This window comes from Bacteroidia bacterium (genome assembly GCA_033391075.1).
Lineage (GTDB): Bacteria > Bacteroidota > Bacteroidia > J057 > J057 > JAWPMV01.
In genome coordinates, this window is sequence record JAWPMV010000001.1 from 1,156,148 (window position 1) to 1,170,876 (window position 14,729).

Below are 14,729 nucleotides of genomic sequence, written 5' to 3' on the forward strand. Positions count from 1 at the left end.
TTTCCAATTTTTGGAATTCTCTCCTTCCTTCGAACTTTTCCAAAATCAAAATCTAGTCTGATTGCCTGTTTTCGCCCATTTTTATACTGGCACAAGCTTTAGATATACATAAGTAGACAAAGCTATCTTGTATGAAAAAACTGGCTATAATCGGAACCGTAGGCTTGCCTGCCAAGTACGGAGGATTTGAAACCCTTACTCATCACCTAATCCTGAACTGGAAAAATTGTTTTAGTACTAGGGTTTACTGTTCCTCCTGTTCCTATCCTGAAAAAGTTAAACCCAAAAGTTGGAAGGGAGCTCAATTGATTTACCTTCCCTTTAAAGCAAATGGTTGGCAAAGCATTATTTACGATATGATTGCCATTTTCCATGCGCTCCTTTATGCGGAGGTAATATTGATTCTCGGGGTTTCTGGTGCCGCTGTTTTGCCGCTGGTCCGGGTTTTTAGTAAAAAACGAATCATCATCAATATTGATGGCCAGGAGTGGAAGAGGCCCAAGTGGAATCGTTTGGCAAAAGCCTTTCTGAAGTTCAGTGAAAAACTCGCTGTCAGATATAGTGATGAAGTCATCACTGACAATACTGCTTTACAGCGATATGTAATCGAGGAATATGGCAAGGAAAGCATGCTGATAACTTATGGAGGGGACCATGTGATCCATCAGGCATGGGGGAAAGAGGAGAAAGATGCCTACCCCTTTCAAGCAAAAGAATATGCCTTTAAAGTTGCTCGGATAGAGCCTGAGAACAATATCCATTTGATTCTGGAAGCTTTTTCCCGCATTCCTGACTTCCAGTTGGTCATAGTAGGCAACTGGGAACATAGCAAATACGGGCTGGATCTTAGAAAAGAGTATAAGCATTTCAGTCATTTATTTCTGCTGGATCCTATTTACGATCAGAAAGCCCTGGATGCCTTACGGTCAAATTGTAAGCTTTACCTTCATGGACACCAAGCTGGAGGAACGAATCCTTCCCTGGTAGAGGCGATGAATCTGGGCCTTCCTATTCTCGCCTATGATGTGTCTTTTAATCGGGAAAGTATGAAACATCAGGGCATGTATTTTTCAAATGAACATGAATTGCTGGTCAGGGTGCTGAATCTGGAAGAGGCCAATCTCAGGCTGCATGCTGCAAGGATGCGTGAGCTTGCTTTGACACATTACAATTGGCGTTTGATTGCAAAGCAATATGAGGAGCTGATTTTTGGAGAAGAAAGCACAGCTCTCACTGAAAGGAATAAGATAATTTCGAAGAAGAATAAACAAAGACCCAATAGCTCAATTTCCCTTCCCCATTATCATAATTAAGCTACCGAAACAAACAATATGGATTTTACATTGCTCTCAACAGATTCCGTGATCATTCTTTTGCCTTATGGCTTCCTATCTTTTCTCATTTGCTATTTTTGTATACCGCTCATTATTCGCCATGCAGAAAAGCATCACCTCATTGATTCTCCCAATCATCGGAGTTCTCATAGCATTCCTACTCCTTCTATGGGAGGAATTGCTATTGTGATTGCAATCATGCTCTCTCTCTTAAGTGCCTATTTTATATCGAATTTCCAGGTAGAAATAATTGTACCATTTGCTCTACTGGCTTTCATGTTGCTCGGCTACTTTGATGACCGACTTGATCTGAGTGCCATGCTGAAACTTGCTTTTCAGATCACTTTTGCCCTGGGACTGTATATATCCGGAATTCGACTGGATCCGGTCTTCCTCCTTCTGGGCTGGTCAAATGTTCCTCTTTTGCTGGCTTTGCCTTTGCATCTGGGGCTTGTGGTTCTTTTAATCAATGCTTATAACCTCATCGATGGGATAGATGGATTATCCGGAGGGATATTGGCCATCAATTTCGCATTCTTTGGACTTGTTTTCTGGGATGCAGGCCAAATGTCATTTGCGTTCATTTGCGCAACTGCTTTTACTGCTGTGATTGCCTTTCTGATTTTCAATATTCATCCCGCACGTATTTTTATGGGAGATACTGGCACATTACCATTAGGGGCACTCATGGCCATTTTGAGCCTCCAGCTGCTCTCTCTTATTCCGGCGGACAGCACAGCTATTCAGGGATGGTATTGGATAGTAGGAGCCGTTTTTGCATTAAACGCGATACCTGTTTTAGATACACTTCGGGTCTTTGGCTTGAGAATTTCGAAACGACAATCTCCTTTTCATCCGGATAAAAATCATCTCCATCACTTATATCTAAAAAATCAGTTTGACCATGGGAAAAGTGCCTTATTGATCCATGTTTCTCATGTTCTCTTGATTTTACTTGCTGTATATCTTTCTTTTTTCCTGGAGTTATCGCTTTTGCTACCTCTATTGATTCTAGCCTCTCTTATATTTTTTGAGCTCAATACCTATTTCAGGATCAGGCTACAGAAAAAGAGAGAAGAAGAATTGGCTATCAATGAGCATGCATTGTTGAAAGAAAATCAGTTTCTACAGATGACGAGCCAGAGATTGCCTGAGGAAGGAAAGAACTATAAAATTGCCCTGGTTGATGATGACCCTATGGTCCATCATATGCTTGCCTACCAGCTGAGTCATGAAGAAAATGCACAGCTCCGCTGCTTCGAAACAGGAGAAGCCCTGATTGATCAGATCCATACCTATCAGCCGGATTTACTCATCCTGGACTATCATTTGAACTCCCGTGATCCTGAGGCTATCAGTGGAGGCGAACTTGTATCTCGTCTGCATATGCAAGGCTTTCAATTACCTACCATTTTCGCTTCTGCTCAGGAAGACATGGACAAGGCCCTCGAATTATTGGGAAATAAAGCCCTGGATTATATAGAAAAAGGAGAGGGGTTCACTAGCCGAATAGCAGAATCTGTAAGTAGGATTCGTGAGATGACCGAGCTAAAAACGGATAAAGATCAGGCTAGTCTGATCTTGCGGAAAGATAATAGTCATCTGCGAAATATTGCTCTGTTCAGCCTGGTGGGGATGGGCCTGATTTTTTTATTCCATTATCTCTTTATTTAAGCTTGCGAGTCGCTAAATCAATGCCCAGGTATTTTCGATTGCATATGGATATCCCTATTTTCATAGAAATACGGAGACCATGGAAAAGCGACACATACTTTGGCTGACAATAGGAATACTCATAGCAGTTGTCAATTATTATTCGGTAAGAGGAGAACGCCCGGGAGAAGATAATGAACGAATTTTGAGTTATGTGCTGGATCCTGCTCAGCAGGATCTGGACTTCTACTGGAAAGATAGCCAGGGAGAGATTTACGGGAATTTTGAAAACCTAAAAAAAGAACTTGAGAAGGAAGGGAAGAAACTGACTTTTGCTATGAATGGAGGCATGTACCTCAAAGACCAAACACCCCAGGGGCTTTTCATAGAAAAAGGCTTAGTCCAAAAGAAACTGGATGACAAACAAGAAGGATACGGCAACTTCTATCTACAGCCGAATGGGGTTTTTTACCTGGACCAAGACAATAAGGCCGGGATTGTTAGATCCTCTTCATTTAAGCATAAGCATCCTGTCAAGTATGCTACTCAATCCGGGCCGATGCTTGTGATTGAAGGGGCCCTTCATCCCGCTTTTCGAGAAGGCTCCGAAAATCTCCATATCAGAAATGGGGTAGGCCTACTTGAAGATGGGAAGCTTTTATTTGCCATATCGAAAAATCGGATCAATTTTTTTGATTTCGCCAGCTTCTTCAAAGAGCAAGGCTGTAGGCAAGCCCTTTATCTAGATGGATTTGTTTCACGAATGTATTTGCCCGAAAAAGGATATGAACAAATGGATGGCGCCTTTGGGGTAATAATAGCCGAAAGCCAGCCTGCTCGTCAATAATCAATCCGAATCGAAAATTGACCATTCAACACTTGATTATTCCTACATAACCAGCGCTTTTAGGTTTTCGTAATATTTTTGATATTTTTAAAAAAGTGAATAGCACAATAAAGGAATAAATAAATTTTGGGCTACAAATAATTGAGATCGAGATACCCTCGGCTTAGAATCTGTACGTCCGGAAACAGGATACTATAACAGCTAACATTGAAACGGCCGGGCGATTTACGTCCTAAATATCGATCTATCTAAATGCCCCATTCAAAGCAACTCAATTTTTGCCTGGTACTACTTATGTCCTTTTTTTTCAGTACCTCTTCCCAGGCACAATCTACTGCCAGCTTCCAGCTGATGAGTCCCAGTCACAAGTCCTGTGACCATATTTCTGTTGCCGTAGGTGATTTTTTTGCACGAAATGCCCTAAACAGCATTGAGGCAAATCTATTTGTGGAAAAATTTCTTCCCATTGCACGTGAACAAGCCTGTCCTTCCTTAGCCGACATTCTCAACTTAAAAGGCTTTCAGCTCTACCAAAAGAATGAATTGGGTATGGCTAAAGAAGTGCTATTCGAAGCTGAAAAAATCCTGCTGAAGAAAGAACGTGTAACAGATGCATTTACAGTTAACCAACGTTTTCTGGGACTCATCTATATCCTGGAGCACAACTATGATATGGCCATTTTGCATCTAAAACACAGCAAATTTGAGGCTCAGGCCTTAAAAGATCATCCGGGAATGGTACATGCAGGTTTGAATATTGGTTTGGCCTACATGAAAAAAAAGGATTTGTCCAAAGCTTTTGAAAGCCTAAAATCTGTTCTCAAAGAAGCCCGCTTGATTTGTGATCTGGAAAGTGAATCTTATGCCTTGCAGAATCTTGCAAGGGTTCAGCTGGACAGAGGGGAATATAAGGATGCCCTAATATTGGCAGAGAATGCGGAAGAATTATGGAAGGCTCAAAACCATCAACAAGGTCAAGTCTATATCAATTATACGCTCTCGGATATCCATAGAGAATTGAATGATTTAGACAAACAAATCGACCATCTAGAGGAAGCGATCAGGATTAGCCGTGAAATAGATTTGAAGATCAATCTTCATCAGGGATACTATAGCCTGGGATTGGCCTTTCAAAAAACAAATAGGTTGGACGAGGCAGAGAAAATGTATGTACAGGCTTTGAAAATGGGAGATGGATTTGATGAAGCAGGAATTAAAAATGTAATCAATCAGCTCATAGAACTCTACCAGGAAACGCGACAGGAGCAAAAAATCAAGAATTTATACAAAGACCTCCTTGAGATATATAAGATTCAGAAGGGAAAGCAAGAGGTAGAGATTCGCAATAAGCTTGATAAAGAACTGGCCCTGTACAAACAGAAATTTGCCAACCAAAAGCTACAGGAAGAAAATAATGAGAAGCAAAGAGAGTTACAGGCGCAATATCAGGTTTTTGGTATCCTGTCTTTCCTCATTTTATTGATCCTGATAGTAGCCTTTCTGTACTATCGGGCAAATAAAATCAGGGCGGGATTGATTGATAAAATTAAAGCCCAAAACAAGCGACTGGAGCAAAAGAATGAGGACTTGAAAAATTTTGCCTATGTAGCCTCCCACGACCTTAAATCACCCGCAAGGAGTATTTTAAATTCCGCTCAGATACTTGAAAAGCAAATGGGCAAGGAGTTGAGCGAGAAGTATAAACTGTATCTGGATTTTATCAAAAAGAGCAGTAGGGAAATGCATGCCCTGACTTCTGATTTACTGGATTATGCTAAACTAGAGAGCCTGGGTTTGAATCTACAGCTTCTGGATATGAATAGCTTATTGGGGGATATTGTAGCTAATTCTCGGGAAAAAATAGAGGAAGATGGAGGGGAAATTGAAATAGAGGAGATTCCGGGGAAAATACTCGCTGACGAGAGCAAGATCAGGCAAGTATTCACCAACCTTATCAATAACGCCTGCAAATTTAGAAAGGAGGAAGAGGCGATCAATATTAAAATCTCTTATCGCGCTGACGAAAATTTTCATTTTTTTACCGTCCGAGACAATGGGATTGGCATTGATCCGGAATTTCATGAGCGTGTCTTTCAAATGTTTGAAAGGCTACATGCTCAGGAAAGTGTCGAAGGGACAGGAATTGGTTTGGCCATTTGTAGTAAGGTCGCTAAACTTCATGGGGGAGATATAAAACTGATCTCAGAAGAAGGAGAGGGAGCCTCATTCATTTTAAAACTACCTAAAAACCCTGCGATGTATTCCTGATTTACTACGAAACATATTTTTTCTTGTTAATAAGATCGGGGCCTTTAAGAAGAGAAATACGAATTGATGAAAAATTCGAACATAATTTCTTTATCTTGATTGCATGCATCCCGAAGATATAATAGGACTGAAAATTAAGGATATGCGTTTCCATTACCTTCGGGAAAATGCACAAGGCCTGCAAGAATTCTTTTGCTATCTCAAACTTTCAAATGATAAAATTATAGATATTCCCGTTTGGCCAGGCGGTCCCCAATTGGAACAGGAAAGCCTGAAGGTGTTGACTTTTGATACAGCCCTTGAGTTCCAGGCAAGCATTCTCAGGAAAGTACTGGATGCGGAAATAGAGGATCTTCTTTTCCGGGATACTGCTGATTTTTTCTCCAATCCGGCAATTTTGAAATTGAGTAGTGGCTTTTATTTATCGGAACAAAATTATGCCTCAGAGGGTCAGATAGCCGGACTTTGTTTGTGGAGCCAACAAAATCTGGATCATGAAAAACAGAAATGGAAAGGCATAAAGTCTTATTTAAAAGATATCCGTAAATAAAAAGCCCGACCATTTGGCCGGGCTATTTATTATATGATCTAAATGGTGCTTTTAGAAGTATCCTGTTTAAATCTTTGGAGTTTTTGATGGAGAACTGCGGGCTCGAAAGGTTTGCCGACCCAATCATCCATTCCTGCTTCGAGTATCCTGGATACTTCATCCGGTATTACCCCTGCAGTAAAGCCAATAATGGGAATATGAACTCCTGTCTTGGTTTCCATTTTGCGGATCAATTGTGAGGCTTCCGTTCCCTTCATGATAGGCATCTGGATATCCATAAGGATTAGATCGAAAGATTTATTTTGCCAGGCATCGATGGCTTCTTTTCCATTTTCTGCTATATCTACCTCAATCTCCCATTTTTCAAGAAACTTCTGGGCAACTATTTGATTGGTTTTGTTATCCTCGGCCAGGAGAATTTTCATACCTTTTAAGCTACCAAAGTTGAGTTTGCTATCTCCCTTTTTCAGCCTTTGTGATTTGTTGAGTTGTGCCTCCGCTAGATTTACTTCAAAAAAGAACATGCTCCCTTCCCCTTCTGTACTTACCAATTGGAGTTTCGATCCCATTAGACTGACCAGTTTTTTGGAAATACTGAGTCCTAAACCAGTTCCTCCAAATTTGCGTGTGGTATCTTCTGAAGATTGGGTAAAGGGTTCGAAAATGCTCTTTTGACGGTCATCGGGAATTCCGATACCGCTATCAATTACACTAAAACAAATCCTTCCATGGCTGGCAGGAGTTACCCGTAGCTCGACAAAGCCTTGCTGTGTGAATTTGATGGCATTGCTCATCAAATTACTCAGAACTTGTGCGATGCGTACAGAATCTCCAACGAAAAATTCAGGTAGATTGGGATCATAGGTACATCTCGCTTCCAGACCTTTATCAATGGCTCTTCCTTTCAGGCTAGAGCAGAGACTGTTGACAAGGTCTTTCAGGTCGAAGCTGATTTTTTCCAATTGCAATTTCCCAGCTTCAATTTTGCTGAAGTCAAGGATATCGTTTACAATGGCTAACAGGTTATTTCCAGAAAACTGCAAGGTTTTGAGGTGCTCCTCCTGATCTTTGCGAGGAGTCTCATCCAATAATAAATGGGTCATACCTAATACAGCATTAATGGGTGTTCTAATTTCATGACTCATGACGGATAGGAAGTCTGCCTTGGCCTGAGCAGCCTTTTCAGCAATAGATTTTGCCCGCATCAGCTTATCCGACTGAATGAGTAATTGTTTATTTTTTGTACGGAGGGTTTTTAAGAGTCTGAATACATAAAAAAGAAGTCCTGCACTCCCTAAGAGGAAAATAATGATCCAGAAAAAAGTGAATTTTTGTTGCTTAACCACATCTTTCATGAGTTCCAATTCCTTTAGTTGAGCATCTGCTTCCAGGGCCAAACGTTTGTTTTCCTCGTCTTTCTCGAGTAACTCAATTTTGGACTCGAATTGGTCAAGAGCTGCGAGACTCTTTTCCGAATACAAACTATCTGTAATCCGGAGTTCTGTCTCCTTCATAGTCAGAGCCTCTTCATAATTCCCCAGGTTTTTGTGGGCATCACTGAGGATTGAGTAGATGTCCGGTAAGGAAGCTTTCCTATTATTTTTTGTTGCGATGGCGAGGGCTTTTTGCCCATTGCGGAGGGCAAGGTCGAAATCTCCCAATTTTATGTTCAAATCAGATAGATAGGCAAAATTATGGCCCATCATTTTTTCCCCCAGCTTTTTCTTGACTGCCAGGGCATATTGATATGCTTCCATGGCTGCTTTATATTCTTCCTTTTCAAAAAGGATAAAGGAAAGGCAGGCGCGAGCCTGGCGTTGTACCAGCAAATCTTCTTGTAACTTCCCTACTGAATCTGCCTGTAAATAAAATTTTTCAGCTAACTCCAGTTTACCTGCGCTCCAATGTATCTCCGCAATATCCAGAAGCATATTGCTTTTGATTTCCGGTTTTGAAGAATTTTTAGCAGCCTCTATGGCTTCTTTTAGATAATACTCTCCCTCTTCTTTATTACCAATCTGAAAGTAAAGATTTGAAAGATTACTATAGGTATAGGCGATGTATTCAAAATCATCTTTTACTTGCAGCGCTTTTTTATAGTAGCTGATGGACTTTGGAAAGTCTCCAAGATTGGAGTAACTAATCCCAAGATCATTACTCGCTCCTCCAATGAGTTCTTTATCCTGAATTTTCTCCGCCAACTCCAAAGCTTCCAAATTGAATAAAATCGATTCCTCACTTTTACCCACTTCTGCAAGAGCTATAGCTTTGAGATTTTTTGCCCTTGACAGTCCCTGAAAATAATGCAGCTTCTCACTCAAATCTAACGCGAGTTCTGAAAGAGAATCCAGTTTGTTTACATCTGTTTTATATAATTCCCAGGCGAGATTATTCAATAAATTTACTTTTGCTGTATCATCGGGATGGCCTTGTAGAAGGGATATAAGGCTATCTGCATGCTTTGTTTGGGCATGAAGCGTGCTTGAAAAGGATATAAACAGGTATAAAAGAAAAGAAAGTGCCTTGCAAGTGAATCTAGGTATAGCAGGGACCATTAGTATCAGTATTCTTATACAATATCTTTTTTGCTATCTGAGGAAAAAAGCAAAAATCGAATCATTCATAACAGGGAGATTTGGTATAAATTGAATATTTCGGAAATGGATAAAACTGGCAGAAGGAGAATTTGTGCTTTTTTCAATATCTTGATGTCATCTAATAAAGCGTATAAGAAGAAATGCCAATAATCGACAAAATAGCCTGGATAGAATTGAAAGAGGGCAAAGTTTTAAGTGCTCGTTCTAAAGGAAAAGATCGATTTTTTTTACCAGGGGGAAAAAGAGAAGCAGGAGAATCTGATGAAGAAACGCTGATTAGAGAGATACGAGAAGAACTCAGTGTAGAGATAGATACCGCAAGTATTGAATGGGTAGGGGAGTTTTCGGATCAGGCTTATGGGCATGCCGAAGGAATAGAGGTAGTGATGCGATGCTATAAGGCCACTTTTAGTGGAGAACTTAAAGAAAGTCATGAAATTGAAGAAATTGCCTGGCTAAACAGTTGGGATACCGACAAAATTTCGCACGTAGATAAAAAAATCTTCAAATTTCTACATGAAAGAGGAGAACTCGAATAACTTAGATTCGTACCTAACATTAAGTTTGTTTACTGGGGTACGAATAAGGTATGAAAAAGAAAAGCCGTAAGATGATCCTCCTGCTCTTGCTGCTTCCCATATTTTTATTTGGGGTAGCCAATCTCTGGATAGAGCAATATGCTTCCGGCAAGACCTTTAACAGTACCTCTAAAATCACTAAGAATAAAGTCGGCTTGGTTCTGGGTACCTCTCCCTGGCGGGTGGATGGTAGCAAAAATCTGTTTTTTCAATACCGCATTCAGGCTGCTGCCAATCTTTATTTCAGCAATAAAGTAGAATACCTCCTGGTCAGTGGAGACAATGGGAGTAAATACTATGACGAGCCTACAGCTATCAAGAAAGCCCTGATGGAAAAAGGAGTTCCCGAAGATCGGATTTATATGGACTATGCCGGATTCCGCACCCTGGACTCTGTGGTCAGGGCCAAAGAGGTTTTTGGTCAAAGCAGTTTTACGGTTGTCTCTCAACAATTTCACAACGAAAGAGCCATATTTCTCGCAAAGAGCAAAGGCATAGAGGCTATTGGCTTCAATGCAAAGGACGTAAAAGGTAAGAATGGACTGAAAGTAAAGCTTCGCGAATCCCTCGCCAGAGCCAAAGTCTTTTTCGACATCATCTTTCAGGTTCAGCCTAAATTCCTGGGAGATGAAATCAGCATTCCTTAAGTAGCGCGCACCTAAATAATCCCCAATAGTTTTCCAACCTTCAGGACTGTTAGGAGTCCTTATAATAAATAAGATCAGAAAAATGACCATGAAAAATTATGAGCCTCATTTGGCTCCCTGAATTGTAATATTCACAGCGAAACTCCGAATGATAGCACAGGCTGGATGACGCTTTTTGTTCACGCTTTTAATTATTCGATCATGAAAACACAAAGAAATGGGAACGCACGTATCCTTGAGACCATCAATGGTTTGCACATCAGTATTCCATCCAAAAAAGTAGGCTTTGTCATCATAGCTGCCAGTATCTGGCTCATAGGGTGGATTTTGGGCCTGAACTTTGCCCTGGAAATCAGTCAGTGGCAAAATGGTATAGCTGAAATAGACAGTTTTATTTTGATCTGGATCCTGTTTTGGATCGTAGGTGGGGGAGGAGTTTTTGTAAGCGTTTTATGGGGATTGTTTGGGAAAGAGGAATTATTTCTTCCAAAGAGTGGTAGTGATGCTTATTTCAAAAAAAGCATCCTGGGTCTGGGAATAAAAAGACGCCTTGACAAAAGCCAAATTCTGAATTTTCGCTTCAATGAAGTGCCCGCGAACCTTGAATTTACGGCAAGAAGGGGCCTATCTGTCTGGGGTTGGGGACCGGGTAAAATCAAATTTGATTACGGAATGAAAATCTATTCGCTCGGATTAGGCCTTGATGATGCAGAAGCCAATTATCTGGTATACCTGCTAGGAGAAAAAACAAACTAAGGCGGAGTATGCAAGGAAAGGTTCACTCCAGGTGGCCTTTCCTTTATTTTTTGCTTTCTTTGGTAAAAATAGTCCTTCATGGAACAAGAAGATCCTAAACAAGAAATTCAGGAAGAATTAGATAAGCTTAAAGCGCTGGAATTTTTCGATGCAAACTATAAGCGTAAAAAACTCATTACCTACGCAATTAGGACTCTGGTTGCAATCCTGCTCTTTGGGTCCTTTTGGGACTCTGAGTGGGTTCGCTGGATTGCTATTGCATATATCCCGGTAAACCTGATCGGTTTAGGTATGATCCTTTTTCCTCAAGTCTTTATGGCAAGGTCCTTGAACAAGCTTTCTCAAAAAATGGAAGAGCTGGAAAACGAAAATGAGGACATATCAGAAAGCGAATGATCCTGGAGTCAAGATTCAATTATCTCAACTTGCATCTAACTATTCTCGCCAGTTTTCTTGCGCTTAACTTTATCCCTTTTTTACTTTTTACCCTCTCATCTTCTATCTACCAGGCTGAGGGATTTGCCCTAAAAGTAATTGTCATGATTATAGTTGCGAGCCTGCTAATGGGGCTGGCTTTCTATACGTGCATCCAGTGGATTGGGAAAGTTCCTAAGATAGAGATAACAGATGGCAAGATTCGTTTTAAAGTTTTTATGCTGGAAAAGACCTATTATCTACGAGATTTAGAAGATATCTGGCCGGATGGGAAAGTCCCTTTGAAAATTCTGGTCACGAAGAAAAAAGAAGGTGCGAAACTTCAATTTAGAAATGGAGATGTCTGGTACATTTATGATGAATATTACCGCAATGGCTGGCAAATAAAATGCTGGATTGAGGATGTTTTGATAAAGCAAGGTCGGCTAAGAGAGTTTTCGGATTCCCAGGCCGAATCCCTGCCGGAAATGAATAAGCTCATTAAGGTTTCGAATCTGGGCCTGCTTAATAATTGGTCAATCTTAATTCTGGGACTTGCTGTTTTTCTATTGTTCATTCTTTTTTCCAGTCTAAGTGTTAGCTTCGGAAAGCTGATTTTCGCTTCGGGTGCATTGCTGATGCTTTTATTCCTCCATCGATTTTTTTATACCAGCTTTCATATAGGGGAAAAGCATTTATTCATAAAAAGACATCCACAGCTTTCTCGACCAGATTTCATCCCCTACAAACAAATCAAGGAGGCAAAGCTTGAATTATTTCAGCATCGGCAAATAGGAAGTCAGGCTGCTGTCCATAGACCTGCAGCTTTGAGGATCATCGATCAGAATCATAAAAATTATTTCTATTTCAGTTCTGCCATGAAAGAAAAACATTGGAAAGAATTGCGGCAGAAGCTGCAAAGAAAAGGGGTGAAAGTTCGTTGGCACGATAAGCTTTGAGTTTTATTAAAATAAATTTCTTTAGATCAAGAGTCAGCTACCTAAATTCATCCCGGATATTTTGCCACAATTCCAACCTTTTAGGAAACTCCTTATCTTTAAAGTATGAAGATCAGAGAAGCACAGGGTTTTTTTCGCGGACTCCTGATTGAGACAGAGAAAAAATCCCATCGAAAGACCTACAATATTTTTCTGGGAGTATTACGTTCTCTTGAAGAAAAGGATTTGCCTGAGGCAGATCAATTTTTGATTGAGGATGAATTGTATAGACTAAACATTACAGCCATCCCGGAAGGAAACCAGCATTCCTACCTCAAACAGAGGCTCAAAGAATTTAAAAAGTTTCTCAATGAGCGCTTTGGTTTTATAGCAGAAGGGCATTATCAGGAAGAATATATGTCTAAAGGTATGGTCTTTGGAATGCTAGGCGGGATTGTTCTGGGCGTTGTCAGTATGCCCGTTGGCCTTGCGATCGGATTAGCGATAGGCGTAGGTCTTGGACAAAAGAAGGACAAAGAAGTGGAAGCAGAAGGCTTGGTACTAAAAACCAAAACAACCAAAGGTGCAGATTTCCAAACCAATTAAGTTAGAAACACACACATATACTATTAAATAGATTCTAAAAGGGGCAGCCGAATTGAGCTGCCCCCTTTTTTTTAGATTCTGATGAAAAAGCACAGTCTATGACTGTGTTCTTGTTTGAAAGCTGCGTCCTAAAGAAGGCTTATTAGAGCATATGAAAGAAATTACCTTTCGACTTCTCATAAGTTCAAGTTCAAGGAAATAATTTTTTGAGTATGAACTGGATACTTGCATTTGAACTTTTACTTCAGCCTTATAAAAATGAATTTCCTCTTTTAGAGGCGATTCTATTTTATTTGGAGTATCGAGCGATTGGCTAAGCCTCCCATTTGTCATTGAATGCTATTTTTGCATCATATGTGTTTTGATTAAAGTTGTCTGGGTAATTAATTTTATTATATTAAAATATTTTAGCATTAGTTGTAAATAGTAAATAAAATAACCATGAGCTTCTCCAGTGTTTGGAAAAAGATTAAGCAAAGCAAGTCTTTTAAGCCATCTAGGATAATCATTCCGCCTGAAAACATTTCTCCTGAACTAACGAACAATAATCCATTTCAGAGGCACCAGCAATACTTTAGTATAAGTATAAATGAGTTATACTTGGTTAATGGACGAGAATGGTTTACAACTTGGGAACCTTTTGTTTTTATAGCTTCACAATTTCTGTATAAAAATAAAATGCATACTGTTCCATATTTTGTTGGACGCAAAATGTTGGAAGGTAAAGTCGAATCTGTGCCTGAGGGAATGATATTTGAAAATACTAAAGTTGCAGGCTTGCACCCTTATCGTGGTGGAGACTTTTCAGTCTCAGTTGTTTTGGGTAGAGCAAAAAATAATGATTACTTAAAGAAAACACTTAAAATAATGGAAAATGCAGCTAAGACGTATATAGATGGATTCGGAACAGCTGTCCTTCCTTATTTGAAAGTAGCCAATATTGTGGTAGATGCATATGAAGAATTGCTGGATTCTAATGATATTGAACCCCTCATTGGACATAGTATGATGTTCCAGCCAGATACACAAGGGGGCTTGCATCCGGGTTACTTTGCATTGATCAATGAAGCAGAAGATAAAATTGATCCCTCAAGATTTTTTATCATTGATGGGAAACTATACAAAGGCAAGACCAAGGAAAAGGCAAAATTATATAGAGAAAAGGATTTTGTTCTATACAGCATTCTGGCAAGTAAGCATAGAAGCGATGTGGAATTATTACCTTATTACGAAGAATTTATCAAAATTCAGGAATTTATTGCCGGGATGGGATTCAGCATTGAAAATGAGAACATGAAAAAGATAAATGCAAAGTTATTTGCTTTATTAGATAGGGTTTATATGAGCCCAGATTTAATTAGAAGTCAAGTAGAAGAACAGATGCAGGAGTTCAGATCATCCTTAAAGAAGATGATAGACCAAAGAAGGCCGCTTGCTGGAAGAAACCCAACCGAAACCAAGCCAGATGAACGCGATGAATGGGAAAAGAAAATGGATGCTGAACTTATGGATATTCTGAATTTTTAATGTACTAAGATGAA

Annotated in this window: 13 protein-coding genes; 12 read left to right on the plus strand and 1 reads right to left on the minus strand. The window is 39.9% G+C overall.

From position 1 onward, the window contains the following. The first annotated feature begins 131 nt into the window (after positions 1 to 131). From R8P61_04610 to R8P61_04630, 5 genes are all read left to right on the plus strand, one after another. Entirely contained in the window at positions 132 to 1,313 is a 1,182-nt protein-coding gene (locus tag R8P61_04610) for a DUF1972 domain-containing protein (GenBank protein ID MDW3646319.1), read from the plus strand. 18 nt (positions 1,314 to 1,331) lie between these two features. Then, positions 1,332 to 3,008, plus strand: coding sequence for a response regulator (locus R8P61_04615; protein MDW3646320.1), 1,677 nt, complete (start codon positions 1,332 to 1,334; stop codon positions 3,006 to 3,008). A 79-nt stretch (positions 3,009 to 3,087) separates the two neighbouring features. Continuing rightward, on the plus strand, positions 3,088 to 3,834 hold the full coding sequence (locus R8P61_04620; protein MDW3646321.1) for a phosphodiester glycosidase family protein: 747 nt from the start codon (positions 3,088 to 3,090) through the stop codon (positions 3,832 to 3,834). A gap of 252 nt (positions 3,835 to 4,086) precedes the next feature. After that, on the plus strand, positions 4,087 to 6,102 hold the full coding sequence (locus R8P61_04625; protein ID MDW3646322.1) for an ATP-binding protein: 2,016 nt from the start codon (positions 4,087 to 4,089) through the stop codon (positions 6,100 to 6,102). A gap of 142 nt (positions 6,103 to 6,244) precedes the next feature. Next, positions 6,245 to 6,652 (plus strand): hypothetical protein, encoded by a 408-nt coding sequence (locus tag R8P61_04630; protein MDW3646323.1) that lies wholly within the window; start codon positions 6,245 to 6,247, stop codon positions 6,650 to 6,652. A gap of 38 nt (positions 6,653 to 6,690) precedes the next feature. Here R8P61_04630 and R8P61_04635 read toward each other — a convergent pair whose 3' ends face one another. Further along, complete coding sequence (locus tag R8P61_04635; GenBank protein ID MDW3646324.1) at positions 6,691 to 9,048, minus strand: ATP-binding protein; 2,358 nt, start codon at positions 9,046 to 9,048, stop codon at positions 6,691 to 6,693. A 341-nt stretch (positions 9,049 to 9,389) separates the two neighbouring features. On the opposite strand from R8P61_04635, the gene R8P61_04640 reads away from it, so the two are divergent. The 7 genes from R8P61_04640 to R8P61_04670 all read left to right on the plus strand — a co-directional run bounded on the left by R8P61_04640 (position 9,390) and on the right by R8P61_04670 (position 14,715). After that, entirely contained in the window at positions 9,390 to 9,788 is a 399-nt protein-coding gene (locus R8P61_04640) for an NUDIX domain-containing protein (GenBank protein ID MDW3646325.1), read from the plus strand. Positions 9,789 to 9,838: 50 nt separating this feature from the next. Next, on the plus strand, positions 9,839 to 10,474 hold the full coding sequence (locus R8P61_04645) for an ElyC/SanA/YdcF family protein (GenBank protein ID MDW3646326.1): 636 nt from the start codon (positions 9,839 to 9,841) through the stop codon (positions 10,472 to 10,474). Positions 10,475 to 10,675: 201 nt separating this feature from the next. Then, positions 10,676 to 11,230, plus strand: a complete 555-nt coding sequence (locus R8P61_04650) for a hypothetical protein (protein ID MDW3646327.1) — start codon at positions 10,676 to 10,678, stop codon at positions 11,228 to 11,230. Positions 11,231 to 11,308: 78 nt separating this feature from the next. Beyond that, entirely contained in the window at positions 11,309 to 11,626 is a 318-nt protein-coding gene (locus tag R8P61_04655; protein MDW3646328.1) for a hypothetical protein, read from the plus strand. Continuing rightward, positions 11,623 to 12,603, plus strand: a complete 981-nt coding sequence (locus R8P61_04660; GenBank protein ID MDW3646329.1) for a hypothetical protein — start codon at positions 11,623 to 11,625, stop codon at positions 12,601 to 12,603. The genes R8P61_04655 and R8P61_04660 overlap by 4 nt, the downstream gene beginning before the upstream one ends. 105 nt (positions 12,604 to 12,708) lie before the next feature. After that, positions 12,709 to 13,188: a hypothetical protein gene (locus tag R8P61_04665; GenBank protein ID MDW3646330.1), complete on the plus strand. Its 480-nt coding sequence runs from the start codon at positions 12,709 to 12,711 to the stop codon at positions 13,186 to 13,188. Between the two features lie 441 nt (positions 13,189 to 13,629). Then, entirely contained in the window at positions 13,630 to 14,715 is a 1,086-nt protein-coding gene (locus R8P61_04670) for a hypothetical protein (protein ID MDW3646331.1), read from the plus strand. Positions 14,716 to 14,729: the final 14 nt, after the last annotated feature.

Bases quoted from the DNA above. Each gene is read 5' to 3' on its own strand.
- R8P61_04665 (MDW3646330.1), top strand. From the start codon at position 12,709: ATGAAGATCAGAGAAGCACAGGGTTTTTTTCGCGGACTCCTGATTGAG.
- R8P61_04630 (MDW3646323.1), top strand. From the start codon at position 6,245: ATGCGTTTCCATTACCTTCGGGAAAATGCACAAGGCCTGCAAGAATTC.
- R8P61_04625 (MDW3646322.1), top strand. From the start codon at position 4,087: ATGCCCCATTCAAAGCAACTCAATTTTTGCCTGGTACTACTTATGTCC.
- R8P61_04670 (MDW3646331.1), top strand. From the start codon at position 13,630: ATGAGCTTCTCCAGTGTTTGGAAAAAGATTAAGCAAAGCAAGTCTTTT.
- R8P61_04655 (MDW3646328.1), top strand. From the start codon at position 11,309: ATGGAACAAGAAGATCCTAAACAAGAAATTCAGGAAGAATTAGATAAG.
- R8P61_04640 (MDW3646325.1), top strand. From the start codon at position 9,390: ATGCCAATAATCGACAAAATAGCCTGGATAGAATTGAAAGAGGGCAAA.
- R8P61_04645 (MDW3646326.1), top strand. From the start codon at position 9,839: ATGAAAAAGAAAAGCCGTAAGATGATCCTCCTGCTCTTGCTGCTTCCC.
- R8P61_04660 (MDW3646329.1), top strand. From the start codon at position 11,623: ATGATCCTGGAGTCAAGATTCAATTATCTCAACTTGCATCTAACTATT.
- R8P61_04610 (MDW3646319.1), top strand. From the start codon at position 132: ATGAAAAAACTGGCTATAATCGGAACCGTAGGCTTGCCTGCCAAGTAC.
- R8P61_04615 (MDW3646320.1), top strand. From the start codon at position 1,332: ATGGATTTTACATTGCTCTCAACAGATTCCGTGATCATTCTTTTGCCT.
- R8P61_04650 (MDW3646327.1), top strand. From the start codon at position 10,676: ATGAAAACACAAAGAAATGGGAACGCACGTATCCTTGAGACCATCAAT.
- R8P61_04620 (MDW3646321.1), top strand. From the start codon at position 3,088: ATGGAAAAGCGACACATACTTTGGCTGACAATAGGAATACTCATAGCA.